Source organism: Streptococcus sp. 29896, from assembly GCF_032594915.1.
Lineage (GTDB): Bacteria > Bacillota > Bacilli > Lactobacillales > Streptococcaceae > Streptococcus > Streptococcus suivaginalis.
In genome coordinates this window covers 1957605-1982709 of record NZ_CP118733.1, presented here as the reverse complement: position 1 = coordinate 1982709, position 25105 = coordinate 1957605, and the positions used below count along the sequence as shown (strand labels likewise).

At 44.9% G+C, this 25105-nt stretch carries 20 protein-coding genes; 18 read left to right on the top strand and 2 right to left on the bottom strand.

Annotated elements, in window-relative coordinates; genetic code table 11:
• Nucleotides 1–25 precede the first annotated feature (25 nt).
• Nucleotides 26–2527: a leucine--tRNA ligase gene (gene leuS / locus PXH68_RS09040; protein ID WP_248027775.1), complete on the top strand. Its 2502-nt coding sequence runs from the start codon at nucleotides 26–28 to the stop codon at nucleotides 2525–2527.
• 173 nt (nucleotides 2528–2700) lie between these two features.
• On the opposite strand, the gene PXH68_RS09035 is transcribed toward leuS, so the two are convergent.
• Nucleotides 2701–3468 (bottom strand): alpha/beta fold hydrolase, encoded by a 768-nt coding sequence (locus PXH68_RS09035; RefSeq protein WP_316715689.1) that lies wholly within the window; start codon nucleotides 3466–3468, stop codon nucleotides 2701–2703.
• Between the two features lie 235 nt (nucleotides 3469–3703).
• Nucleotides 3704–4906, bottom strand: coding sequence for an IS110 family RNA-guided transposase (locus PXH68_RS09030; protein WP_316716070.1), 1203 nt, complete (start codon nucleotides 4904–4906; stop codon nucleotides 3704–3706).
• Nucleotides 4907–5298: 392 nt separating this feature from the next.
• Between PXH68_RS09030 and PXH68_RS09025 the strand changes: the two genes are divergently transcribed.
• The 17 genes from PXH68_RS09025 (at nucleotide 5299) to PXH68_RS08945 (ending at nucleotide 25047) form a co-directional block, all read left to right on the top strand.
• Nucleotides 5299–5898: a CHAP domain-containing protein gene (locus PXH68_RS09025; protein WP_248027018.1), complete on the top strand. Its 600-nt coding sequence runs from the start codon at nucleotides 5299–5301 to the stop codon at nucleotides 5896–5898.
• A gap of 80 nt (nucleotides 5899–5978) precedes the next feature.
• The gene (locus PXH68_RS09020; protein WP_248027020.1) at nucleotides 5979–6161 is read left to right on the top strand and encodes a hypothetical protein; all 183 of its coding nucleotides are present in this window, start codon (nucleotides 5979–5981) and stop codon (nucleotides 6159–6161) included.
• Nucleotides 6162–6674: 513 nt separating this feature from the next.
• Nucleotides 6675–7481, top strand: coding sequence for an amino acid ABC transporter substrate-binding protein (locus PXH68_RS09015; RefSeq protein ID WP_205030950.1), 807 nt, complete (start codon nucleotides 6675–6677; stop codon nucleotides 7479–7481).
• 9 nt (nucleotides 7482–7490) lie between these two features.
• Nucleotides 7491–8150: an amino acid ABC transporter permease gene (locus PXH68_RS09010; protein WP_158456307.1), complete on the top strand. Its 660-nt coding sequence runs from the start codon at nucleotides 7491–7493 to the stop codon at nucleotides 8148–8150.
• A 9-nt stretch (nucleotides 8151–8159) separates the two neighbouring features.
• Entirely contained in the window at nucleotides 8160–8912 is a 753-nt protein-coding gene (locus PXH68_RS09005) for an amino acid ABC transporter ATP-binding protein (RefSeq protein WP_158456309.1), read from the top strand.
• An 88-nt stretch (nucleotides 8913–9000) separates the two neighbouring features.
• Nucleotides 9001–9948 carry a LacI family DNA-binding transcriptional regulator gene (locus PXH68_RS09000; RefSeq protein WP_208561886.1) on the top strand — a complete coding sequence of 316 codons (948 nt, stop codon included), beginning with the start codon at nucleotides 9001–9003 and terminating at the stop codon, nucleotides 9946–9948.
• Nucleotides 9949–10062: 114 nt separating this feature from the next.
• Entirely contained in the window at nucleotides 10063–16224 is a 6162-nt protein-coding gene (locus PXH68_RS08995) for a pullulanase (protein ID WP_248027022.1), read from the top strand.
• A 151-nt stretch (nucleotides 16225–16375) separates the two neighbouring features.
• Nucleotides 16376–16813, top strand: coding sequence for a hypothetical protein (locus PXH68_RS08990; RefSeq protein WP_208561884.1), 438 nt, complete (start codon nucleotides 16376–16378; stop codon nucleotides 16811–16813).
• 80 nt (nucleotides 16814–16893) lie between these two features.
• A complete protein-coding gene (gene srtB / locus PXH68_RS08985) occupies nucleotides 16894–17721 on the top strand; it encodes a class B sortase, LPKTxAVK-specific (protein ID WP_208561883.1) in 828 nt (275 codons plus the stop codon).
• Nucleotides 17722–17951: 230 nt separating this feature from the next.
• Nucleotides 17952–19400: a PTS ascorbate transporter subunit IIC gene (locus tag PXH68_RS08980; protein WP_208561882.1), complete on the top strand. Its 1449-nt coding sequence runs from the start codon at nucleotides 17952–17954 to the stop codon at nucleotides 19398–19400.
• A 93-nt stretch (nucleotides 19401–19493) separates the two neighbouring features.
• The gene (locus PXH68_RS08975; protein WP_002939872.1) at nucleotides 19494–19772 is read left to right on the top strand and encodes a PTS sugar transporter subunit IIB; all 279 of its coding nucleotides are present in this window, start codon (nucleotides 19494–19496) and stop codon (nucleotides 19770–19772) included.
• A gap of 53 nt (nucleotides 19773–19825) precedes the next feature.
• Complete coding sequence (locus PXH68_RS08970; RefSeq protein ID WP_105107426.1) at nucleotides 19826–20311, top strand: PTS sugar transporter subunit IIA; 486 nt, start codon at nucleotides 19826–19828, stop codon at nucleotides 20309–20311.
• A 12-nt stretch (nucleotides 20312–20323) separates the two neighbouring features.
• Nucleotides 20324–20989, top strand: a complete 666-nt coding sequence (locus tag PXH68_RS08965; protein WP_024376144.1) for a 3-keto-L-gulonate-6-phosphate decarboxylase UlaD — start codon at nucleotides 20324–20326, stop codon at nucleotides 20987–20989.
• A 5-nt stretch (nucleotides 20990–20994) separates the two neighbouring features.
• Nucleotides 20995–21858, top strand: coding sequence for an L-ribulose-5-phosphate 3-epimerase (locus tag PXH68_RS08960; protein ID WP_172015336.1), 864 nt, complete (start codon nucleotides 20995–20997; stop codon nucleotides 21856–21858).
• A complete protein-coding gene (locus tag PXH68_RS08955; RefSeq protein ID WP_172015337.1) occupies nucleotides 21858–22574 on the top strand; it encodes an L-ribulose-5-phosphate 4-epimerase in 717 nt (238 codons plus the stop codon). Before PXH68_RS08960 ends, PXH68_RS08955 begins: the two co-directional genes overlap by 1 nt.
• Before the next feature lie 76 nt (nucleotides 22575–22650).
• Nucleotides 22651–23268 (top strand): hypothetical protein, encoded by a 618-nt coding sequence (locus PXH68_RS08950; RefSeq protein WP_158456326.1) that lies wholly within the window; start codon nucleotides 22651–22653, stop codon nucleotides 23266–23268.
• Nucleotides 23269–23358: 90 nt separating this feature from the next.
• A complete protein-coding gene (locus PXH68_RS08945) occupies nucleotides 23359–25047 on the top strand; it encodes a BglG family transcription antiterminator (protein WP_158456328.1) in 1689 nt (562 codons plus the stop codon).
• Nucleotides 25048–25105: the final 58 nt, after the last annotated feature.

The following is a 25105-nucleotide window of genomic DNA, read 5'->3' as shown; positions in this document are numbered from 1 at the left end:
TAATTTATTGACATGGAGAAATGACATGAGCTTCTACAATCACAAGGAAATCGAGCCCAAATGGCAGGAATTTTGGGCAAAAAATCATACTTTTAAGACAGGGACAGATGCGGACAAGCCAAACTTTTATGCCCTAGATATGTTCCCTTATCCGTCTGGTGCGGGCTTGCACGTTGGTCACCCTGAGGGCTATACGGCGACGGACATTCTCAGCCGTTACAAGCGTGCCCAAGGTTACAACGTTCTTCACCCAATGGGTTGGGATGCCTTTGGTCTGCCAGCTGAGCAGTACGCTATGGACACGGGCAATGACCCAGCTGACTTTACAGCAGAAAACATCGCCAACTTCAAACGTCAGATTAACGCCCTTGGCTTTTCTTACGACTGGGATCGTGAGGTCAATACGACAGACCCTAACTACTACAAGTGGACCCAGTGGATTTTCACCAAGTTGTATGAAAAAGGCCTAGCCTACGAGGCAGAAGTGCCTGTAAACTGGGTGGAGGAATTAGGAACAGCTATCGCCAATGAAGAGGTCCTTCCTGACGGAACATCTGAACGTGGTGGCTACCCTGTTGTCCGCAAGCCAATGCGCCAATGGATGTTGAAAATCACAGCCTATGCAGAGCGTTTGCTTAACGACTTAGAAGAAGTTGATTGGCCAGAGTCAATCAAGGATATGCAACGCAACTGGATTGGTAAGTCAACCGGTGCCAATGTGACCTTCAAAATCAAGGACACAGACAAGGACTTCACTGTTTTCACAACTCGTCCTGACACCCTTTTCGGTGCGACCTACGCAGTTCTTGCTCCTGAGCATGACTTGGTGGATAGTATCACATCAGCTGAACAAGCAGAAGCTGTGGCAGAGTACAAACGCCAAGCTTCTCTTAAATCAGACCTAGCCCGTACAGACCTAGCAAAAGACAAGACAGGTGTTTGGACAGGTGCCTACGCCATTAACCCTGTAAACGGCAAAGAAATCCCAATCTGGATTGCGGACTATGTGCTGGCAAGCTACGGAACAGGTGCTATCATGGCTGTTCCTGCTCACGACGAGCGTGACTGGGAATTTGCTAAGCAGTTTAATTTGGAGATTATTCCAGTTCTGGAAGGTGGCAATGTAGAAGAAGCCCCTTACACAGAAGATGGCATTCATATCAACTCTGACTTCTTAGACGGTCTTAACAAGGAAGAAGCTATTGCTAAAATGGTGGCTTGGTTGGAAGAAAATGGTGTCGGTCAGGAGAAAATTTCTTACCGCCTCCGCGACTGGCTCTTCAGCCGTCAACGTTATTGGGGTGAGCCAATTCCAATCATCCACTGGGAAGACGGCACTTCCACAGCAGTACCAGAAAATGAGTTACCTCTGGTATTGCCAAAAACCTCAGACATCAAGCCTTCAGGTACAGGGGAGTCACCTCTTGCTAACTTGACAGACTGGTTGGAGGTGGTGCGTGAAGACGGTGTTAAAGGTCGCCGTGAGACCAACACTATGCCACAATGGGCGGGCTCTAGCTGGTACTACCTCCGCTACATCGACCCCCACAACGACGAGAAATTGGCAGACGAAGAGCTTCTCAAGGCTTGGTTGCCAGTGGATATCTACATCGGTGGTGCCGAGCATGCGGTCCTTCACTTGCTTTATGCTCGTTTCTGGCATAAGTTCCTTTACGACCTTGGCGTTGTGCCGACCAAAGAGCCTTTCCAAAAACTCTTTAACCAGGGCATGATTTTGGGAACTAGCTACCGCGACAGCCGTGGTGCCCTTGTAGCGACAGATAAGGTTGAAAAACGTGATGGTTCCTTCTTCCACATCGAAACTGGTGAGGAGTTGGAGCAGGCACCTGCTAAGATGTCTAAGTCCCTTAAAAACGTGGTCAACCCAGACGATGTAGTTGAACAGTTTGGTGCGGACACGCTTCGTGTTTATGAAATGTTTATGGGTCCACTTGATGCGTCAATCGCTTGGTCAGAAGAAGGCCTTGAGGGCAGCCGTAAGTTCCTTGACCGTGTTTACCGCCTGATTACAACGAAGGAAATTTCTTCGGAAAATAGCGGAGCGCTTGATAAAGTTTACAATGAAACTGTGAAGACGGTGACTGAGCATATTGAAGACCTGAAATTCAACACGGCTATCGCCCAGCTCATGATTTTTGTCAACGCAGCCAACAAGGAAGACAAGCTTTACGTCGAATACGCCAAAGGCTTTGTCCAATTGATCGCTCCATTTGCGCCACACTTGGCAGAAGAACTCTGGCAGGGTCTGGCAGCAACAGGCCAGTCAATCAGCTATGTCGCATGGCCAACATATGATGAAAGCAAACTAGTAGAAAGCGAAGTGGAAATTGTTGTCCAAATCAAAGGGAAGGTAAAAGCTCGCTTGACCGTTGCCAAAGACCTGTCACCAGCAGAGCTTGAAAAAGTAGCTCTGGCAGACGAAAAAGTCCAAGCTGAAATCGCTGGGCAAACAGTGGTGAAGGTGATTGTTATTGCAAACAAACTCGTCAATATCGTTACCAAGTGACGATTGCCTCGTTTGTTTCTCCATTTCCAACCTCCAACAGCCTATCCGTAGACTGTTGGAGCCAACTAAATTGGTGAATATTGTTGTGAAATAACCAAACTAGTGAATATCCTAGCGAAATAAATGTAAATAATAAGAAAACGACTTCCGTATTGGAGGTCGTTTTTGGCTGTTTATAGATAAGCTTTTTCGCTCAACCAAGCGTGAATAACAGAGAGGGTTTTGTCTTGGAATTTGCCGGATTCATACATATGGTCTGCTCCTGTCAGAGAAACCAGGACAGAATCTTGGTAGTTTTTAGCTGTTTTTTGGGCAATGGCAGAAACGGTCATCTTGTCCTCGCTACCTGTGATGACTAGAACAGGTCCTGTAATCTTACTGAAATCCACATAGCCTGCTCTGCTTTTGTCAAAGAAAGGAAATGCCATCTGAGTATAAACCTTGCCAGACTCGGGCACCAGGGTCTTGAAGATCTCTTCTTTGAGGGAAGGCTCCTGAACGTTAAGGCAGTAGCGGAAGAATTCGTCTTTATAAGGTGGCATGGGCTTTTTCCAAAATCCCCAGCGTAAGAAGTGGCGGATAAAACAACGAATCATGGTTGGGTAGAGAGCGAAGATGTCAGCTGTAGGAGCGGGTCCCATGAGAATCATACCAGTCACCTGAGTGCGTTCCGCGACCATTTGTGCTAAGAGACAGCCAAGAGAGTGCCCCAAGAGCAGCGGTGGCTCGTCTAGGCTCTCAACCAAGGCGACCAAATCATCAGCATAGTCTGTCAGGCTGACGGCACCGACCTTTTCCATGACTTCATCATAAGGTAGGTCGTGGTAGCGCAAGCTAGGGGTGTGGACCCGCAAGCCCATTATTTCTAATTTACGGACAAAATCTCCCCAGACGGAACCGTCACACCAAGTTCCGTGAATTAAAACGATATCTTTCATCATTGACCTCCATTTTTTATCAGTATAGCATAGAAATAACCCGGAAAAAAGAGGGCTTTTTTCTACCATTTGTCAAGCCTATCAAGGTATTTGATGAAAAATATTTTGAGTTCAATAGTCAAAATAAGGAAATTGTTTTCTTTTGGACTAAAGTTTCGTGTAAAAAAGAGTACACGAAATTAACACCTTATGTTGAAAATTTTTGATAAGGTGTTACAATAATATTGCATAAACAATCTTACTGATTTTGGGTTAAAGTGTAATCGTAAAGTTTGTTATGCGTTATGAGGTAATACATTGTCCGAATGAGACGATGTATGGAGGCAATCGTGTGTGGCTTTGTAGAAGTCGTTTGCGATTGTCTTTTTCGTTTCTCATAAAAGTCGGCGATATGGCAAGGATTGGTGTGACTGGCTGAAGCGATATTGTGAATGCATTTGAACAGAATCTTTCTAGCGTAGGGATTGCCACGCTTGGTAATGTGTTCCTTAGCGAGGAAGTTACCAGATTCATAGTGTCTCAGGTCAATACCGATAAAGGCATTGATTTGATTGGCAGACTGAAAACGGCGAATATCTCCCAGTTCACCAATAATACTTGTTGCAGTAGTCTCAGCTATTCCAGGAATAGAGAGCAGAATGTCATATTCAGGTAATGGCTGAGCTAGTTCCACCATTTGGTCTAGGACAGTTTGTCTCTGTTCAGAAAGCCGAAGCAATTCTTTTCCATAGTAACGCACCTCTTCCAGCATTGGAGAGGTTTTCTTGACGGCACAATAAGATTGATTAGCTAGTGCTATCAGCTTCTCAGCTAAGTACGCCACACGCTTGTCAGAAATCCGTTTTGAGGTGGACTGACGAATGCTCTCTGAGAGTTCGTCCTTGCTTAAATGAAGCACGAAGTCCTTGCAAGGAAAAGCTATGACCAGGTTCCAGTATTGTTCGCCAGATGGTGTTGATAAGATATTTTCCAATTCAGGAAAAGTGACTTGTAAGACCTTGTGCAGACGGTTTTTAGCTCGAACAATGTCCTCGGTCAGATTCTGATAGAAACGGCTAAGATCCCGCAAGTTTTGGTAGACTTCTTCTTGGACATAAGTGGGTTTACGATTCAGCACAAATTGAGATTGAGCCAGTTTTTCGGCGTCAATTTGATCTGTTTTCCGCACACGCAAGCTATCCAGTTGCTTCTTAGCTTCTAAGGGATTAAGCCGTGTATAAGCATAGCCATTATCTTCTAGAAAAGTTTGGAGACGGCGAGAGTAGACACCTGTTGCTTCAAAGATGATTTCTGGCTTATGGACGGTTCTCAAATCGCCAAGTAGCCAAGCAAAGCCTAAGGCGTCATTGGATATGGTATAGCCATGAACTTTCTCACCATTGACTAGAATGGCCACTTCTGAACTTACCTTACTCACATCAATCCCAAAAACTGCACGCATGATATTACCTCTTTGTCTTGAATGATTCCTTGTTTTAGTGATGTCATTTTCAATACTCGACGTCTGGCGTCCCACATACTTTGATAACATTCTTTCTAAAACAGGTGTCTTGCCAGTTTTTGTTGCGACGTCTAGCGTCAAAAAGCCCTACGACTTAACAAGACACCTCTACTTTATCATAAAGAAAAAGTAGTGAGTACTCTCTCCCGTCGGAGATTTCCTCACTACTAATCTTAGTATGTTTTTGAAAAAGACCGTCTGGGATCGTTTTAAAATGTATTTGTTATTGACCTGCAAGTTTGCTGTAACAATTGTTACATTTCCTTAAGTTTCCTGCAAGTTTTCTCCTTTAGGATAGAATGCATGACAAAAAGGTAAAGGAAAGAAAACAGATGAAGACACAATTATTACAACAAAAAATCAAAATGGGGATGCTGGCTGCAACCGCCAGTTTTACCCTAGGTCTAGCAAGCTTGACTGTCCAAGCGGCTACCAGTAGCACAGATAGCCCAACGGTAGCCCAGCTGACCCAGCAAGCTGAAGAAAAAGCCGCTGCAAAAGCTGCAGCAGAGGCCAAGGCAGCGGCAGAAGCTAAAGCTGCAGCCCAAGCAGCTCTTGCAACCAACCTGGTATCAGAAGTAACAGTCACTTATACGGCCAATACTTATCCCGTTGGGCAGTGTACCTGGGGAGCTAAGGAAGTAGCCACTTGGGCAGGCAATAACTGGGGCAATGGTGGCGACTGGGCAGCCAGTGCCGCTGCTGCAGGATTTGAAGTTGGAACGACACCGAAAGTAGGGGCCATTATGGTGTGGACCGATGGTGGTTACGGGCATGTGGCAGTTGTGACAGATGTTAGCAGTGATGGTCGAGTACAGGTTCTGGAATCAAACTATGCGGGTAATATGACGGTGGCCAACTACCGTGGTTGGTTCAATCCAGCCAATGAAGGGGCGCAGATTTCCTATATTTACGCACCAGCGGATGTTTAAAACGGATTGTTCCTTTAAGTTTTATGAAAGGAAGAAGAGCTATACTATCCTTAAGAAAACGAGAGAAGGAAGTATTTATTATGAATTCAGTAAAAATTGGTTTAACTGCAGCCCTTGCATCTGTTACCATGATTGGAGCAGGACAATTGGTCCAGGCTGATACGACTTATATGGCTCAGACTTATTCAACACTTGAGCAAGCCTCTGTTAAAAGCCCGGTTCAAGGCCAAACGATTACAGTTCCAATCGAGTTTGTAAGCTAATTATTAGAGGCTGGGCTCAAGCCCAGCTCCACTTCTCAGAGTTCGTGTCAACATCTCAGCGCAGTGGTTGATTGGCTTTAACAGTCCAGTGGACTGTTAAAGGTTGGAGATAAGATTTGCGAAGCAAATCTCAGCAATTCGTGTTTCCCACTCCAAATCTGGCCTTTACGACTGATGCGAACAGAGTTCGCCTTATTTCCAACCTCCAACTGTCTCCCAGACAGTTGGAGCTGTACGGGGGTGGGAGTAAAATAGTCCAGTGGACTATTTTAGCCCGAACCTAAATGTTTGGAAGTGAGGGGAACTCTTTTTTGACCTAGTCGAGTTCTTTCCCACTCCCTTTTCTATGCCATAGTTTTTTTTAATGACCTTGATAAAGAATTTATATTGGTCAAGTCGAGCTGGTCATGATAAGATATCTAAATGATAAGTTGAAAGAATTTGTTTTGTTTCATGAAAGAACAAGGTGGTTTTTCAACGTAGTACACTATGTTACAGCATGAGGTAGAAAATATGAAAAAAATGGCATTGTTCACTAGTTTCGTCCTTGCAAGTTTTGCCTTGGCAGCTTGCAGCACGAGCTCATCGACGAGCACCAGTTCAGATCAAACCCTTTATGAGCAAATTCAAGCAGAAGGTGTCATTCAGATTGGTACAGAAGGTGCCTATGCTCCTTATTCTTACCATGATGAGAGTGGAAAGCTTGTCGGTTACGATGTTGAAGTTGCAGAAGCTGTCGCAGCAAAATTGGGGCTTGAAGTTGAGTTTGTTGAGACAGAGTGGGATGGTATGATCGCAGGCTTGGATGCAGCTCGATTTGACACTGTAGCAAACCAGGTGAGCATCACCGATGAGCGCAAGGAAAAGTATGATTTTTCTACACCATACACCTACATTTACGGTGCCTTGGTGACTCAGTCTTCCAACCAGGATATCACGCAGTTTGAAGATCTTTCAGGAAAAAAATCTGCCAATAGTTTGACCAGTAACTGGGCAACGGTTGCTGAAAGCTATGGAGCAGAAGTGGTGGGGGTAGATGGTTTCCAACAGGCTGTTGAATTGTTGACGGCGGGTCGTGTAGATGCAACCATCAATGACAATGTTGTATATTTAGATTACTTGAAGCAACATCCAGATGCAGCGATCCAGGTCGTTGCTCTAACTGAGGATGTGCAGACAACCGCCTTTCCAGTTGTAAAAGGCAATGAAGAATTGGTTGCAGCGATCGACCAAGCCTTGGCTGATTTGGCTGCGGAAGGAAAATTGACAGAAATTGCTGAGAAATATTTCGGCGAAGATGTTTCGACAGCAGCAGAATAAGGAGAAACGATGACAGATAGATTATGGCAGTTGTTAGTGGACTCATTTGTCCAAATTCTTGTACCAGGATTGTTGGTGACGATTCCCCTAACGATTCTGTCATTTTCTATTGGTCTTCTGATTGCAATTGGGACTGCCTTGGTGCAAATTGCTGGAGTTCCAGTCTTGAAGCAGCTGGCACGATTCTATATATGGATCATTCGGGGGACACCACTTTTGGTCCAACTCTATGTGATTTTCTATGGTTTGCCAAGTTTGGGACTGGTGATTGATGCCTTTCCCTCTGCGGTTCTGGTCTTTTCTATCAACACGGGAGCCTATGCTGCGGAAACCATTCGTGCCTCCATTGAGGCAGTGCCCAAGGGACAGTTGGAAGCGGGATATACAGTTGGTTTGAGCTTTGGCCAAACCATGCGGCGGATTATATTGCCACAGGCCTTTCGTGTCGCCTTTCCCCCTCTGTCCAATACTTTGATTGGCTTGGTGAAAGATACATCCTTGGCAGCCAATATCACGGTCTTAGAAATGTTTATGGCCACCCAGCAGATTGCAGCAAGGACCTATGAACCCTTTGCACTCTATTGTGAAGTTGCCTTGATTTACCTCTTCTTCTCGACCATTCTGACCAAGTTGCAGGCTTATGGTGAAAAGAAACTGGCTACCTATTAGGAGGACAAAATGCTACAAGTTGAACAACTAAATTTGTCCTTCAAGGGACAGCAGGTGATTTATGATTTGGATATGGGGCTTGAAAGTGGACAAGTAGTAGTAATTCTGGGGCCATCTGGCTCTGGGAAAACCAGTCTCTTGCGGTCCTTGAATTTCTTAGAAGAAGCAGATAGCGGCCGTTTGACCTTTGGAGGCGAAAGCTATGATTTGGCTAAGATGTCAAAGAAAGCTATTGCAGCCATTCGTAAACGGACTGGCTTTGTTTTCCAGCACTATAATCTTTTTGCCAATAAAACAGCGCTTGAGAATGTCACAGAAGGCTTGATTGTCGGACGAAAATTGAATAAGGAAGAAGCCTTGCGAATTGGTCGCTCTGCCTTGGACAAGGTGGGGTTGGGAGATAAATACCAGGCCTATCCAAGTCAGCTTTCAGGTGGTCAACAGCAACGGGTCGGTATTGCACGTGCCATTGCTACCAATCCAGAAGTGATTTACTTTGATGAGCCGACTTCGGCTTTGGACCCGGAGTTAATCGGAGAAGTGCTGGAAGTCATGGTGGAATTGGCTAAGGAAGGTATGACCATGCTGGTTGTAACGCATGAGATGGGATTTGCGCGTGCTGTGGCAGATAAGGTCATTCTGATGGACCAGGGTCGGATTGTGGAAGTAGGCAGTCCTGAGCAGATTTTTGACCATCCAAAAGAAGAACGGACCAAGCAGTTCTTGGCTCGGATTCGTCAAGAAAGTACAGACCAAGGTTAAGCCTTGGTCTTTTTTTAACTTTTCAGCAGGTCTTTTTTGGGTTATAATAGAGAAAACGTTTGCGTAAAAATGAACAAGGAGGATGAGGATGGTTAGTCTTGCAGAAGTTGCCCGTCGGGCAAATGTGTCCAAAATGACGGTGTCTAGGGTATTGAATCATCCAGAAAAAGTGAGCCAATCCTTGAGGGAATTGGTCGAACAGGCGATGAAGGACTTGAATTACCGTCCCAATATTCAGGCTCAAGCCTTGGCGCAAAAGCGGACCCGGATTATTCAGGTGATGATTTTAGAAGAGATGGCGCTGGTGGAGCCCTATTATGCTGCGCTTTTGGCAGGAATTGCCCAGGCTGCTCAGACCAATCAATACAGCATGCACCTGGCAACGGCAAAGGAGGCCCTGTCGGATCAGTGTGATGGCTATATCGTGATGGGAGCCCGTCAGTCTGACTATGAATGGCTGGCTTCTCTGACTAAGCCCTTGGTTCTTTTCGGGGAAAATAAGGCAGGTTTCTCCTTCGTGGATACGGATAATCGCGCAGCTACCTATCAGGCAAGTTTGTTTGCCCATCAGCAGGGGTATGACCAGCTGATCTATGTTGGACTGGATTTGGAAGAGTCTTTTGCTCATTCTCGGCAGGCGGGCTATGTAGCTGCCATGGAGGACTTGGGATGTTCTCCTCAGCTCTACAAGTTAGAAAATCGATCCCGTGTTAGCCAAGCCTTGTTGGATGGTCTGGAGCTTTCTAGCGATGTCAAAACCGCCTTCATTTGTGGGTCGGACCGCCTTGCGCTGGGCTTGGTTCGAGGGTTGGAAGCAAGAGGGAAACGGATTCCTGAGGAGGTTGGGGTGATTGGTTTTGATGGATTTTTCCTAGATAAGGTTTCTAGACCTAGTTTGACCACTATGGAGCAGCCGCTCAGTCAAATGGGGCAGGCCTGCCTCGAACAACTCTTGCAAGCCATCCAGAGCCAGCAAGATGAACCGACCTCCCTGTTTTTCCCAGCCAAATTGATTCAAAGAGAAACCACGCTTTAGGTTTCTCTTTTTTTTTAATGTAAAAATGTTATCGGTAACATTTAAGAAAACGTTTGCAAAAAATAATTTCTCTTTTATACTATATAGTATAAAGATATAAACAGGGAGGAAACTATGAAACAGAAAATGGGAGAAAAACGCCTCCATTTTGGCATTCGCACCTTGTCCGTTGGCGTTGCATCCATCGGTATTGCGAGCAGTCTCTTTTTTGCAGGACCAGCCTATCAGGTAGAAGCAAATGAGTTGGACACAACCACGGTGGCAGCAATAGATACAGGAGCGACAGAAGCTAATCAGGCAGGAGACAGTCTTGATACGGCTTCATCTATTAGCCCCTTAGCTGTTGAAGAAGGGGTAAGCCAGCCAGCTGTTTCAGAAGAAGCAGTTCTTCCGACAGCAACTGAGTCAGTTGAGCCTGTAACAGCTACAGAAGAAAATACTTCTTCAGCAGAAACCCCTATCGAAGAAGGCAGCATTCGTCTGCACTTTGAAAATGTAGATGAAACAGCACCAGAAAGCCAAGGACTGTGGACTTGGGGAGGAGTGGCAGAGCTGTCCGATGGTAATCAATGGCCAAGGGATACAGCGAATTTTTCAAGCAGTCAGGTAGATGACTACGGCCATTACGTTGATATTAAAAAATCTGAGACACCAGGAACGATTGGCTATCTGGTCCTCAAGAATGGGGAAAAAATAACAGAATCGGACCAAAAAGTGGAGCTTCTTGTTCCGGAACAGAATGAAGCCTGGATCGCTAGTGACTACAGCGTGTCTAGCTATGAGCCGCTCAAAGATGAAAATGTTCTCCGCATCAATTACACACGTGAAGACAACAATTATGAAGGTTGGGGCGTATGGACTTGGGGCGATACGACTGAAGCAAGTGATGGCTGGCCAACAGGTGCCGTTGATTTTAAACTTGGCAAATATGGCGCCTATGTTGACATTCCTCTATCGAATGGTTTAGATTCTAAGCTTGGATTTCTACTAATCAATCAGAATAATCCAGATCTTGCGGGCAATAAATCGATTGATTTAGCCTTTGCAGATCGTAAACGGCATAGCCAAATTTTCCTTCGAAATGGTGACGACAAAGTCTATACAAATCCATATTTTATCGAAGAGAAAGTAGAACTCGATACCAGCAAGGCGACTCCAGGGACAAAAAATGTGACCCTTGAGGCAAGTGTGAAAGCACCATTCAACTACAATGAAAGCGGCTTGGTATCTGTAACTGTCACCAACCCTGAAAATGCTGAGATTGTCAAAATGGAAGTCGATACAAGTGCCATCGGTGGAGGCCTTGTGCCAATCTCTACTGAGCTCAATCGTGTGACCATTAAAGCGACGTCTAGCACAGCGCCAGGTACATATAGTCTTCCTGTAAAAGTCTATGATAAAGACAATGGTTACTACGAAACAAAATTGGATGTGACCATTATAGAGCGTATCAAGGCAGATGGTGAAAAAGACTGGGACGAGCAAGTCATCTACTTCATGATGACAGACCGTTTCTACAATGGGGACACCAGCAATGACAAGCTAGTGGAAGGAACAGCCTCCAACCCACGCGGTCTTTACCAAGGCGGAGACTTCAAAGGAGTGACAGCCAAGCTAGACTATCTGAAAGAATTGGGTGTGGATTCTATCTGGTTGACTCCGATTGTGGAAAATGTTCCACAGAATGTTGGTAGCGCAACAGATGGAGATTACTATGCTTACCATGGTTATTGGGCATCCAATTTTGAGAAACTAAATCCGCATTTGGGAAGTTTAGCCGACTTCCACGAATTGATTGATGCTGCGGCAGAAAAAGGAATAAACATTGTTGTCGATGTGGTTCTTAACCATGCTGGCTATGGCACAGAAGAAACCTTTGCAGGTATGGTACGGACTAAGGAAGAAGACAAGCAGGGAGATGACCAGCTCGGTTCGCTTGCAGGACTGCCTGACTTCAAGACAGAAGAAGCTGCGGTTCGCAATCAGTTGGTTGCTTGGCAGGCATCTTGGTTGGAACGCTCAACAACTGCTAAAGGTAATTCAATCTATGGTTTCCGTGTCGATACAGTCAAACACGTTGATGATACCACATGGCAACATTTCAAAAATGAATTGGTGGATAGAGATCCTGACTTCCACTTGATTGGGGAAACTTGGGGAGCTAACTATAAAGATACCAAGGGTGACTTGGGAATCGGTACGATGGACAGTCTGTTGGACTTTGGCTTCAAGGATATTGCTAAATATCTGGTCAATGGTCAACTGAAAGCAGCTGGAAAAGAGCTGGAAGAACGTAGCAAGGTTCTGACTAGTGCAGCTTCTCTGGGTCAATTCTTGGGTAGTCATGACGAAGATGGTTTCCTTTACAGTCTCGGTGGCGCAGAAAAAGAAGGAAATCTGGATAAACTGAAATTGGCTGCTAGTCTTTTGATTACTGCTAAAGGTCAGCCAGTCATCTACTACGGTGAAGAATTAGGTCAATCTGGACAAAACAACTGGCCAGTTTATGACAACCGGTACGATTTCGATTGGAGCAAGGTAGAGACTAGCGACATCGCAGACCACTATCAAAAATTGTTGGCTTTCCGTAATGCCAATTCAACATTGCTCTCACGTGGTGATACAAGCACCCTTGCTGGAAATGATAGCCAAGGTTGGCTTATCAGCAAACGCAGTTACCAAGATCAAGCTGCCTATCTTGTCTTCTCAACCAATACCGAGAGCAAGGAAATAGCGCTTGAAGTATCTGGTAAGGATGTAGTGGTCACAGATGCCTACACAGGAAAAACGTATCAAGCTATTGAGAAAGACGGTAAATGGGTTGTTCAAGTCGAACTTCCAACTATCGGTCAAGGTGGCACCATGCTCCTTCAGACTCAAGCAGGTGACATCGTCAATGCAAGTGTGCAAGGAGCGACTGAAGAGCCAATTGAAGCAGGCTACTTCCGTGTTCACTTCAAAACCTTACCATCTGATAATTTATCTAGTCTAGGTCTATGGACATGGGATGATGTCGAAAAACCATCGTCAGATGTTGGTGCTTGGCCAACGGGTGCAACCAATTTCAGTACCGCTAAACAGGATGACTATGGCTATTATCTGGACATCAAGATGAAAGACGAAACAGCTAGCAAGATTAGTCTGTTGATTAATAACACTTCTGGTGATAACATCACGGGTGACAAGACCATTGAACGGATTAGCACCAAGATGAATGAAGCTTGGTTTGATGAAAACTACCAACTCAGCCTCTATCAACCGCTTAAAGAAGGCTACATCCGTATCAATTACTTCCGTACCGATGGCAATTATGACCAAAAAGGTCTCTGGATCTGGGGAGATGTGACTGATGTTGCCTTGGGTGACTGGCCAAATGGTATTGATTTTGAAAACCAAGGCAAGTACGGTGCCTATATTGATGTCAAATTGACAGATTTACCAAGTTCCATTGGCTTCCTGCTATTGGATGAAAGCAAGTCAGGAGATGATGTGAAGATTCAACAGAAAGATTATAGCTTTAAAGATTTGAAAAATCAGACACAAATCTTCCTCAAGGATGATGATGCGACTATTTACACCAACCCTTATTTTGTCAATAATGTCCGTGTGACAGGTGTTTCTCATGTTAGCCTAACAGCTCTAGAAGCAGCCTTTACAAGGCTGGAAGGTGCTGATAAGGATAGCATCTTGGAGAAATTGTCTGTAACAGATAAGAATGGTCAGACAGTTGCTGTGACGGACCTTGTCTTGGATGCTACAAGCAACAAGGTGCGAGTCCTCGGGGATTTCAACCAAGAAAATGCGGGCTATACCCTCAAATATGGCAATGATAGTTTCACAACAACTATGAGCTGGCAATTGAAGGATGAGCTCTATGCTTATGGTGGAGAGCTTGGTGCACGTGTGCATCAGGCTGGTAGTGTCGTTGATATGACTCTCTGGTCTCCAAGCGCAGACAGTGTAGCAGTTGTTCTTTATGATAAGGATGACCAGTCTAAGGTGGTCGGTAAATTGGCTATGATCAAGGGAGATAAGGGACAATGGGACCTCGAATTGAACAGTCAATCAGGTCTTGGTATCGCGGACTATCGTGGTTACTACTACCATTATGAAATCACTCGTGGGGATCAAGCTGTTCTGGTCTTGGACCCATATGCTAAGTCTTTAGCTGAGTGGAATAGTGATTTGGCAGATACAGATCCATCTTATCGGATTGCAAAAGCTGCGATTGTGGATCCATCAGAAGTTGGTCCAAGTGGTTTGGACTATGCCACAATTCCTAACTTCAATCAGCGTGAAGATGCTATTATCTATGAAGCACATGTTCGTGACTTCACATCAGATCCTGCTATTTCTGATGAATTGACAGCTCAGTTCGGTACCTTTGCGGCCTTTGCAGAGCGACTCAGCTACCTTAAGGACTTGGGTGTGACCCATATTCAGCTGCTCCCAGTTATGAGCTACTATTATGTCAATGAATTGAAAAATGCAGAGCGGATGAGCGAGTACGCTTCTAGCAACAGCAACTACAACTGGGGCTATGATCCACAGAGCTACTTTGCCTTTACAGGTATGTATTCTACAGATCCGACCGATCCAATGAAACGCATTGAAGAGTTCAAAAATCTGGTCAATGAAATTCACAAACAAGGCATGGGTGTGATTTTGGATGTGGTCTATAACCACACTTCTAAGACCTTCTTGTTTGAAGATTTGGAGCCAAACTATTATCACTTCATGGAGGCTGATGGTACGGCTAAATCAAGCTTTGGTGGTGGTCGTCTGGGAACCACTCACTACATGAGCCGTCGTGTCTTAGTTGATTCCATCAAGTATCTTGTGGATGAGTTTAAGGTAGATGGTTTCCGTTTCGATATGATGGGGGACCATGATGCCGAAGCAATTGAGCTGGCCTTTACTGAAGCTCAAAAACTCAATCCAAACATTATTATGCTTGGTGAAGGATGGAGAACCTTTACAGGTGATGCCAATCAGCCTGTTCAGCCAGCGGACCAAGACTGGATGAGTTCAACAGATACGGTTGCGGTATTCTCAGATGAGATTCGTAACACACTTAAATCTGGTTATCCAAACGAAGGTCAGCCAGCCTTTATCACAGGCGGTGCTAAGAGTGTTGAGTCTGTCTTCAATAACATCAAGGCACAACCAGGCAACTTCTTGGCAGATGATCCAGGCGATGTGATCCAGTATATTGCTGCGCATGATAACTTGACCCTCTTTGATATTATCGCTCAGTCCATCAAGAAGGATCCATCAATCGCTGAAAACTATACTGAAATTCACCAACGTCAACGCTTGGGTAACTTGCTAGTCTTGACTGCTCAAGGAACACCGTTTATCCATTCTGGTCAGGAGTATGGACGGACCAAACAGTTCCGCCATCCTGATTACAAGGAGCCAGTTACAGAGGACAAGGTACCAAACAAGGCGCATTTGTTGACCAATGCAGATGGAACGCCATTTGACTATCCATACTACATTCATGATTCTTACGATTCATCGGATGCGGTCAACAAGTTTGACTGGACCAAAGCGACAGATGAGGCGCTCTATCAAGAGAATACCCGTACTCAGGCCTTTACAAAAGGATTGATTGCCCTGCGCAAATCTACAGATGCCTTCCGTTTGGGAACAAAAGAAGAAGTTGAGCAGAAGGTTAGCTTGATTTCAATTCCAGGTCAAAATGGCATTGCCAAAAATGATGTGGTCATTGCCTATCAAACCATTGCAAGCAATGGGGACCGCTATGCTGTCTTTGTTAACGCAGATAACAAGGAGCGCAGCTTTGTTCTTTCAGATAGTTACAAAGAATTGCTGAAGGGTCAAGTGCTGGTCGATGGTAAGCGGGCTGGAATAGCAGCGCTGACTGATTTGGTAGGTGTGACATTGACAGATGATGCAGTTGTACTTGCACCTTTGACTGCAACGGTGATTCGCTTGGAGTCTGAACTAGTGACCTGGGTCCCAGATGAGGCGCCTTTAGCGGAGGCTTTGCCAGAAGGACACTTGGATCTGGTTCCGGATACGGCTCCAACAGCTCCTGTTTTACCAGAGGGGCATATGGAAACACCTTCTGATTCTGAACAAGCAGCTAGTCCGCTTCCAACCAGTGTCCCTGTTTCAGAGGCTGAGAGCCAGTCTTCATCTGTTCTGCCAAGTACAGGTGAGCAGGCTGATGGAGCAGCCATCTACCTGGGCTTAGCTGGCCTTGCAGCTTCAGCTGTCTTGCTCAAACAGAAAAAACGGGAAGAATAGGATTTCCTCCAACAGCTTCGATTTAATCGGAGCTGTTTTTTAATTTCACATATGAACATACAATTTTTTGATTTTCGAAATAATTTTCCGTATAATAGAGTTGGAAACGTTTTCGATATCATTTTTTTCTTTAGTAAGAAAGGAGAATACTATGAAAAAGTCACTTGTTACCTTGTCTGGTCTTGCTCTTTTAACAGTCTTGGCTAGTCCTGTATTTGCTTTGGAACCTGGCACAACCATCGATCCAAACAATCATTCCGCTATTGAAGCGCCTACAGCTGAAGTACTTCCAACTTTGGATATTGAAGCGTCATTGGCGGCAGGTGAGTCTGTTTATGTACAAGTTCCAGCTGAAGCACCAACTACATCAGATCATACTGCTGAGTTGAAATATGAAGCGACTGTTGTGGATGGCGAAGTGTTGATTACAGCGGTTCCTACAACAGCACCTACTAAAGAGGCATTGAACCTGAAGGGTGCGATTGATAAGGATGGTAAGGGCTATGTATATGGCATTGCAACGGATGTGGAAGTTCCAACTGAAGCACCAGCTGCAAAAGTATTGCCTAAAACAAGCGTAGCGAAATAAGTTGCCCATCACCCATTCTGATAAATAAGGTTGCCAGCTCTTGGCAACTTTATTTTCATTCATAATAGGAGCCTACTACGATGAAGAGATCTAAAGTCCTACCCCTACTGCTAGGTCTGTTGGCCCTTGTGTCCCTTGCTTTTATCTCCTTTACCTTACTAAGCACGCAAACAAGTCAGGTAGAGAGAACTCAGTCATCGGTGACCAAGTCCAGCAGTCAGGCAGAGAAGCCTCCTTCTTCTTATCAGGTTTCAGAGGAAGAAAAAGCCAACCTGGCCAGTCAGTTTGCAAGCCTACAGGCTATCAACCCAGAGACAATCGCCTATATTTATGCACCAGGAACCATGTTGGATGAACCTGTGGTGCAAACGGGTGACAATGCGACCTATCTATCAAAGACCTTTGATGGGGGATATGATCCCTATATGGGGACGGTCTTCATGGATATGGATAACAGGAGCGATTTCAGCGACCAATTGACTTGGCTATTTGGGCATGCTAGGGGTACAGCTGTTCCAGACCATCGGATGTTTAATGATGTCAATTTCTATGATAACCAGGAATATTTTGATCAACATCCTTACATTGTCATTCAGACACCTGAACGAATCTACTACTATCAGGCGGCTTTTTTGATTATCGTTCCGGAGACGACTGCTTTTTATCGTACAAGTTTTGAAGATGATAAGCAATTTGTAACCCAGTTGGCTATGGTGAGTCGCGATGCGGTGACACGAAACCCATCCATTACTATCCAATCAACGGACCGCTACATTGTCTTGTCAACATGTCGAGAAGAGGATGTGACGATACGGGCTAATCTTTATTGTCGCCAGATTCCTGATTCAGAGATGGTTGAGTTTCTCAAAAACCATCAGTCCGAACTGGTTTATCAGGCGACACGTTAGGCTTCTATTCTTTCTATGATCATAGAGTGGCAGACCGCTAGAGGGAGCGGTCTGTTTTTTTCTTGGGGTAGAGGAAGGAGGAGAAAAAGTAGGGCTGAGGCTGAAAATGGGCTTTGTTCGGGAAATGGTCCAAGAGTGAACACAAGCCTGTGTTTTATTTGGTCTTTTTGTTTGCGCTTTCAAGAATTATAATAAAGCCATAAAAATCATTTCAAAAAGGAGAATGAAAAATGGATTTTCTTCAAACCCCATTAAACTGGTTCTCGCAAAACATCTTGCAGAATCCAGCTTTCTTCGTAGGTCTTTTGGTATTGGTGGGTTATGCCCTCTTAAAGAAAAAGCCTCATGATGTCTTTGCAGGGTTTATCAAAGCAACGGTCGGCTACATGATTTTGAACGTAGCTGCAGGTGGTTTGGTAACAACCTTCCGTCCAATCTTGGCAGCCTTGAACTACAAGTTCCAAATCGATGCGGCGGTTATTGACCCTTACTTCGGTCTTGCAGCGGCAAACGGAAAAATTGCGGAAGAGTTTCCTGATTTCGTATCAGCAGCAACGACAGCTCTCTTGATCGGTTTTGGTGTCAATATCCTCTTGGTGGCACTTCGTAAGGTCACAAAAGTACGGACTCTGTTCATCACTGGTCACATCATGGTTCAACAGGCTGCAACTATTTCCTTGATGGTGCTTTTCTTGATTCCAGGGCTCCGTAATGAATTTGGTACAGCAGCTATCGGTATCATCTGCGGTATCTACTGGGCGGTTAGCTCAAACATGACCGTTGAAGCAACGCAACGCTTGACAGGTGGAGGTGGATTTGCCATCGGTCACCAACAACAATTTGCTATCTGGTTTGTAGATAAGATTGCTCCAAAACTTGGTAAAAAAGAAGACAACTTGGATAACTTGAAGTTGCCTAGCTTCCTCAACATCTTCCATGATACAGTTGTTGCATCTGCAACCTTGATGTTGGTCTTCTTCGGTGTAATTTTGTTCATCTTGGGTCCAGAAATCATGGCAAACCCAGAAGTCATCACTTCAGGCACACCATATAACCCAGCAAAACAAGCCTTCTTCATGTACGTTGTTCAAACAGCTTTCACTTTCTCAGTTTATCTCTTCATCTTGATGCAAGGTGTCCGCATGTTCGTAGCAGAATTGACAAATGCCTTCCAAGGTATCTCAAGCAAGTTGCTTCCTGGTTCATTCCCAGCGGTGGACGTTGCAGCTTCTTACGGCTTCGGCTCATCTAACGCAGTTCTTTCAGGCTTTGCCTTCGGTTTGATTGGTCAATTGATTACCATCGTTCTCTTGATTGTCTTCAAGAGCCCAATCCTCATCATCACCGGTTTCGTACCAGTATTCTTTGACAATGCCGCTATCGCGGTTTACGCAGACAAACGTGGTGGTTGGAAAGCAGCAGCAATTCTTTCCTTCCTCTCAGGTGTTCTTCAAGTTGCCCTTGGTGCAGTCTGCGTCGGCTTGCTTGAATTGAGCGGTGGTTACCACGGAAATATCGACTTCGAAATCCCTTGGTTGCCATTTGCATATAGCTTCAAGTACCTTGGTATTGCTGGCTTCATTCTTGTCTGCCTCTTCTTGTTGGCAATTCCACAGTTGCAATTTGCTAAAGCAAAAGATAAGGAAGCTTACTATCGCGGTGAGGCGCAAGCAGACTAACACTCTTCGAAAATCAACAGAACAAAACTTTATTTATTACTTGGTTCATTAAAAAAACAAAATATATTTTATAAAAACACAGGAGAAAACAATATGGTTAAGGTATTAACAGCTTGTGGTAATGGCATGGGTTCATCCATGGTTATCAAGATGAAGGTTGAAAACGCTCTTCGTCAACTCGGTGTAACAGATTTCCAATCGGCTTCTTGCTCAGTAGGTGAAGCAAAAGGTTTGGCAGCAGGATACGATATTGTGGTTGCATCCAATCACTTGATTGCTGAATTGGAAGGTCGTACGAAAGGTCATTTGGTTGGTCTTGACAACCTCATGGACGACAACGAAATCAAGACTAAACTTAGTCAAGTATTGTAATGAATAGGGGACGGGATTTCTTCCCATCCCCTTTCAAATAGGGAGGAACGAGTATGAATTTACAAAAATCATTTACAGAAAACAATTCCATTCGCTTGGGATTGACGGCGGAAACCTGGCAGGAGGCTGTTCACAAGGCTGTTGAACCGCTGATTGAAAGTGGTGCTGCGACAGAAGAATACTATGATGCCATTATTGCTTCGACCGAAGAATATGGTCCCTACTATGTGCTCATGCCCGGCATGGCTATGCCTCATGCCCAAGCGGGTGTCGGTGTCTTGAAGGATTCCTTTGCCTTGATTACCTTAACAAAACCAGTAGCCTTTTCAGACGGTAAGGAGGTTTCTGTTCTGTTGACCTTGGCTGCGACAGATCCAAAGATTCACACGTCAGTAGCTATTCCACAAATTATTGCTCTCTTTGAATTGGAAAATTCCATTGAGCGTCTGGTAGCTTGTCAGACACCGGAGGAAGTCTTAGCAATGGTGGAAGAATCAAAAAATAGCCCGTACTTAGAAGGTTTAGACTTGGATAGCTAGGAGGAAGAAAAGATGACAAAACATATCCCAAATTTACAGGTTGCCCTTGACCATTCAGACTTGCAAGGAGCGATTAAAGCGGCTGTCTCCGTTGGTCATGAAGTGGATGTTATTGAAGCAGGAACGGTTTGCTTGCTCCAAGTTGGTAGCGAGTTGGTAGAAGTGCTTCGTAGCCTTTTCCCAGACAAGATTATCGTTGCGGATACCAAGTGTGCGGATGCTGGTGGTACGGTTGCTAAAAACAATGCTGTTCGTGGTGCGGACTGGATGACTTGTATCTGTTCTGCAACTATTCCAACTATGGAAGCAGCTTTGAAGGCCATCAAGGAAGTTCGTGGTGACAAGGGTGAAATCCAAATCGAGCTTTACGGTGATTGGACTTATGAACAGGCTCAACTCTGGTTGGATGCAGGTATTTCCCAAGCGATCTACCACCAATCTCGTGATGCCCTCCTTGCTGGCGAAACTTGGGGCGAAAAAGACCTCAATAAAGTGAAAAAATTGGTTGATATGGGCTTCCGTGTTTCTGTAACAGGCGGTTTGGATGTTGATACGCTCAAGCTTTTCGAAGGTGTAGATGTCTTCACCTTTATCGCAGGCCGCGGTATTACAGAAGCGGCAGATCCAGCAGCTGCGGCGCGTGAATTTAAAGACGAAATCCGTCGTATTTGGGGGTAAGACCCATGGCACGACCAATCGGAATATATGAAAAGGCAACACCCAAGCACTTCACATGGAAGGAGCGTTTGGAGTTTGCCAAAGAATTAGGTTTCGACTTTGTGGAAATGTCGGTGGATGAGAGCGATGCTCGCCTAGCTCGCTTGGAGTGGACCAAGGAAGAGCGTTTGGAGATGGTCAAGGCCATCTATGAAACAGGTGTTCGTATTCCAACTATTTGCTTCTCTGGTCACCGTCGCTATCCGCTTGGCTCCAATGACCCTGCTCTTGAAGCCAAGTCCCTAGAAACCATGAAGCAGTGTATCGAACTGGCTCAGGATTTGGGGGTTCGGGTCATCCAGTTGGCTGGCTATGACGTCTACTATGAGGAAAAATCACCTGAAACCAGAGAGCGTTTCATAAAGAATCTTCGTCAGGCTTGCGACTGGGCAGAACAGGCTCAGGTCATGTTGGCTATTGAGATCATGGATGATCCATTTATCAACTCCATTGAAAAATACCTAGCCGTTGAAAAAGAAATCGACTCGCCTTATCTCTTTGTCTATCCAGATACTGGAAATGTGTCTGCTTGGCACAATGACATTTACAGCGAATTTTACCTGGGACACCGTTCCATTGCAGCCCTTCACTTGAAAGATACCTATGCAGTAACTGAAAACTCCAAGGGTCAATTCCGTGATGTCCCATTCGGTCAGGGCTGTGTGGACTGGGAGCATATGTTTGCAGTCTTGAAAAAGACCAACTACCAAGGTCCATTCTTGATTGAGATGTGGTCTGAAAACTGCGAAACAGTTGAGGAAACACGAGCTGCTATCAAGGAGGCACAAGATTTCCTCTATCCATTGATTGAGAAAGCGGGGTTGAACTAATGCCAAAAGATTTACAGGAAATGCGCCAACGGGTCTATGAAGCCAACATCGCCCTACCTACTCATGGACTTGTCAAGTTTACGTGGGGCAACGTATCAGAAGTCTGCCGAGAACTTGGTCGCATCGTCATCAAGCCCTCTGGTGTGGACTATGAAAAATTGTCCCCAGAAAACATGGTCGTTACGGACTTGGATGGAAATGTAGTGGAAGGTGATCTTAATCCTTCATCTGACTTGGCGACTCACGTTGCCCTCTACAAGTCTTGGCCAAATGTCCATGCTGTTGTGCATACGCATTCGACAGAGGCAGTGGGTTGGGCTCAGGCTGGTCGTGACATTCCATTCTATGGGACAACTCATGCGGACTATTTCTACGGCCCAGTACCGTGTGCCCGTTCTTTGACAGCTGAGGAAGTAAACTCGGCCTATGAAAAAGAAACAGGTGCAGTTATCATCGAGGAATTCGAGCGTCGAGGCATTGACCCAGTTGCTGTTCCAGGCATTGTTGTTCGCAACCACGGACCATTCACCTGGGGCAAGGATCCTGCTCAGGCAGTTTACCATAGCGTTGTCCTTGAGGAAGTGGCTCGGATGAACCGCTACACCGAACAAATCAATCCACGGGTGGAGCCAGCGCCAAGCTATATCATGGACAAGCACTACCTCCGTAAACATGGTCCAAATGCCTACTACGGACAGAAGGGTGATGCTCACTAAACTTGATTTCTAGAAAAAGGATTAGAAGAATGAGAAAAGAGCTCTCCTCATTCTTCTTTTTTTGAAAGGAGAGGATATGAGAAAATTTTTACAAGACAGTCTGACAGAGATTGCCTACTATCTTGAGTTGATCTTGTCTGCCATTTTAGGCCTTGCCCTTCTTGCCTTGTCGGGCTTGCTACTAGCTGACCTCCTTCAGTCCTTCACAGGTGAGATACAGGCAGATGCTTTTATTCAGAGCTTTTTGAGTAAAGCCATGACCCTGGCAGTTGGGGTTGAATTTATCAAAATGCTCTGCAAACAATCCCCTAGCACGGTGATTGAGGTACTCCTGGTTGCCATTGCTCGCCAATTGATTGTGGAACACGGCTCCAGTATGGATTACTTGATTGGAATCGTATCGGTTGCCATCTTATTTGCGGTGCGAAAATATCTCTTTACCCAGTTTGATGATTCCAATAACATCATCATGCGTGCCAGTCAAAAGGTCAAGGTTGCCAATATCATTGCCCGTGTCAAAATTCCTAGCCAAGGTAGTGAGACTCTGCGCGAATTTGTCACTCGCAAACTGAATGAAGAGGAAAAAACGATCGCCATTGGTGCCTGTGTCTATCTGAAAAATGTCGCCCTACGGATTGACAATATGCACGGAGATTTGATCACACGGGTAGAAATTATTAAGAGCATCTATTGATGTGTAAAAATGCATACCTATTTATATAATTGTTAGAATCTCCACTTCAATTATGGTAAGATAGAATAAGATATGAAAGGAGGAATAGGGGTGTTTCTAGATCAAAGTAGCTGTGCCTTGTTACGGTATTTGATTGGACTGCAAGAGTCGGAAACAATCATGAAAATTTCAAAGGAGTTGCAGCAATCCAGACGGAAAATTTACTACCATCTGGAAAAGATTAACGCTGCCTTTCCAGATCATGTCGAGCCAATCGAGAGCCTGCCTCGCATTGGAATCCGCTTGTCAGATAGCCAACGGCAAGTTTGCCGTTATCTGCTTTCGACCATTGATTCCTATAGCTACATTATGAATATGGATGAGCGCATGCAGTTGATGCTCCTTTATATTTGTATCGCGCGCGAACGGATTACCTTGGAAAAATTAATGGATCTGACAGAGGTTTCACGAAATACTGTTCTCAATGACCTTAATGAAATCCGCAGTCGATTGAGTAAGGAACAGTATCAGATGACCCTCTATGTTTCTAAGTCACAAGGCTACGATCTGGCCTGTCATCCCTTGACAAAAATCCAATATATCCACTCTTTACTCTATAGTTTGTTCACAGAAGCGAGCAAGAGTTTTGTCAGCATTTTGGAAGACAAGGTTAGTCTTTTCAGTGGTTGCCAGTCCCTTTTTTCAAAAGATTTGGCCCAGTTTTTGTCCCGCCAGGTATATGGTATTGAAAAAGACCTTGGTAAGAAAATCAATCGTTCTGAAATTGAACTGATGCTTAAGATTCTTCCTTATATGCTGCTCACCTATCGCAATATGAGTTTAGAACAGGAGGAAAAGGATGCGATTGTCCGAGAATTTGCCTTGGTTTATGAACGGATTGAGTATGGTGTTGCTCAAAAAATTAGCCAGTCCTTAGAAGAGCAGTTTGGTCTTGATTTAGACGAGATTGAAGTGTCGCTGATTGCCGTCTTGCTCTTGTCTTATCGAAAGGACCGAGATGCCCATGTTACTAGTCAGGATTTTGCGGATTTGAAGAAGGTGGTCGATGCCTTTATCCGTCATTTTGAACTACATTCAGATTTTGATTTGGAGAAAAAAGAGGAGCTAGCCCATGATTTGCTGGCTCACTGCAAGGCCATGCTGTTTCGAAAAACCTATGGAATCTTATCGCGAAATCCCTTGGTTGACCAGATTCGCTACAAGTATGACACCCTCTTTCGATTGACAAAATCTTCTAGTCATATCTTGGAGGAAGCCTGGCAAATCCAGTTGACAGATGAGGATATTGCTTATTTGACGGTGCATTTGGGTGGAGCCCTTCGTCGAAGCAGTAGTCGAAAGCTGACCAGTCCGACTGTCTTTCTTATCTGTGATGAGGGAGTTTCTGTGCAGAAATTGTTGATGAAACAATGCCAGCACCACCTACCTGAAAAAACCATCTCTGCCGTCTTTACAACAGAGCAATTTAAGAGTGTGGAAGACCTGTTGGAGGTGGACTTCTTGATTTCGACCAATGAAGTGACGGATACGGATTTGCCTGTGATTCAGGTTCATCCGATTCTGGATTTTGATGATGTCTTGCGTTTGATTCATTTTGCCAAATACCGCAGTCTGACAGACAGCCAAAAAGGTTTTGCCATGGAATTGGACAAACTCCTAGCGTCATATGTTGAAAATGGCCAGGAAGCCTTGGAATTGAAACAGCGTTTGCAAAATCTGATTGCCAATGAATTATTGGCAAGCTTAGCTAGTTCCGATCTGGAAACGGATTTGTATTAGCCATCTGCGTACAAAAGTCCAAATGTGAACACAAGCCTGTGTTTTATTTGGTCTTTTT

What these genes read in the sequence shown, in the direction of transcription:
- PXH68_RS08950 (WP_158456326.1), top strand. Translation starts at nt 22,651, where the DNA reads ATGAGAAAATTTTTACAAGACAGTCTGACAGAGATTGCCTACTATCTT.
- PXH68_RS08955 (WP_172015337.1), top strand. Translation starts at nt 21,858, where the DNA reads ATGCCAAAAGATTTACAGGAAATGCGCCAACGGGTCTATGAAGCCAAC.
- PXH68_RS09025 (WP_248027018.1), top strand. Translation starts at nt 5,299, where the DNA reads ATGAAGACACAATTATTACAACAAAAAATCAAAATGGGGATGCTGGCT.
- PXH68_RS08980 (WP_208561882.1), top strand. Translation starts at nt 17,952, where the DNA reads ATGGATTTTCTTCAAACCCCATTAAACTGGTTCTCGCAAAACATCTTG.
- PXH68_RS09010 (WP_158456307.1), top strand. Translation starts at nt 7,491, where the DNA reads ATGACAGATAGATTATGGCAGTTGTTAGTGGACTCATTTGTCCAAATT.
- leuS (WP_248027775.1), top strand. Translation starts at nt 26, where the DNA reads ATGAGCTTCTACAATCACAAGGAAATCGAGCCCAAATGGCAGGAATTT.
- PXH68_RS09030 (WP_316716070.1), bottom strand. Translation starts at nt 4,906, where the DNA reads ATGCGTGCAGTTTTTGGGATTGATGTGAGTAAGGTAAGTTCAGAAGTG.
- PXH68_RS09035 (WP_316715689.1), bottom strand. Translation starts at nt 3,468, where the DNA reads ATGATGAAAGATATCGTTTTAATTCACGGAACTTGGTGTGACGGTTCC.
- PXH68_RS09015 (WP_205030950.1), top strand. Translation starts at nt 6,675, where the DNA reads ATGAAAAAAATGGCATTGTTCACTAGTTTCGTCCTTGCAAGTTTTGCC.
- PXH68_RS08990 (WP_208561884.1), top strand. Translation starts at nt 16,376, where the DNA reads ATGAAAAAGTCACTTGTTACCTTGTCTGGTCTTGCTCTTTTAACAGTC.
- srtB (WP_208561883.1), top strand. Translation starts at nt 16,894, where the DNA reads ATGAAGAGATCTAAAGTCCTACCCCTACTGCTAGGTCTGTTGGCCCTT.
- PXH68_RS08970 (WP_105107426.1), top strand. Translation starts at nt 19,826, where the DNA reads ATGAATTTACAAAAATCATTTACAGAAAACAATTCCATTCGCTTGGGA.
- PXH68_RS08975 (WP_002939872.1), top strand. Translation starts at nt 19,494, where the DNA reads ATGGTTAAGGTATTAACAGCTTGTGGTAATGGCATGGGTTCATCCATG.
- PXH68_RS09020 (WP_248027020.1), top strand. Translation starts at nt 5,979, where the DNA reads ATGAATTCAGTAAAAATTGGTTTAACTGCAGCCCTTGCATCTGTTACC.
- PXH68_RS08965 (WP_024376144.1), top strand. Translation starts at nt 20,324, where the DNA reads ATGACAAAACATATCCCAAATTTACAGGTTGCCCTTGACCATTCAGAC.
- PXH68_RS09000 (WP_208561886.1), top strand. Translation starts at nt 9,001, where the DNA reads ATGGTTAGTCTTGCAGAAGTTGCCCGTCGGGCAAATGTGTCCAAAATG.
- PXH68_RS09005 (WP_158456309.1), top strand. Translation starts at nt 8,160, where the DNA reads ATGCTACAAGTTGAACAACTAAATTTGTCCTTCAAGGGACAGCAGGTG.
- PXH68_RS08960 (WP_172015336.1), top strand. Translation starts at nt 20,995, where the DNA reads ATGGCACGACCAATCGGAATATATGAAAAGGCAACACCCAAGCACTTC.
- PXH68_RS08995 (WP_248027022.1), top strand. Translation starts at nt 10,063, where the DNA reads ATGAAACAGAAAATGGGAGAAAAACGCCTCCATTTTGGCATTCGCACC.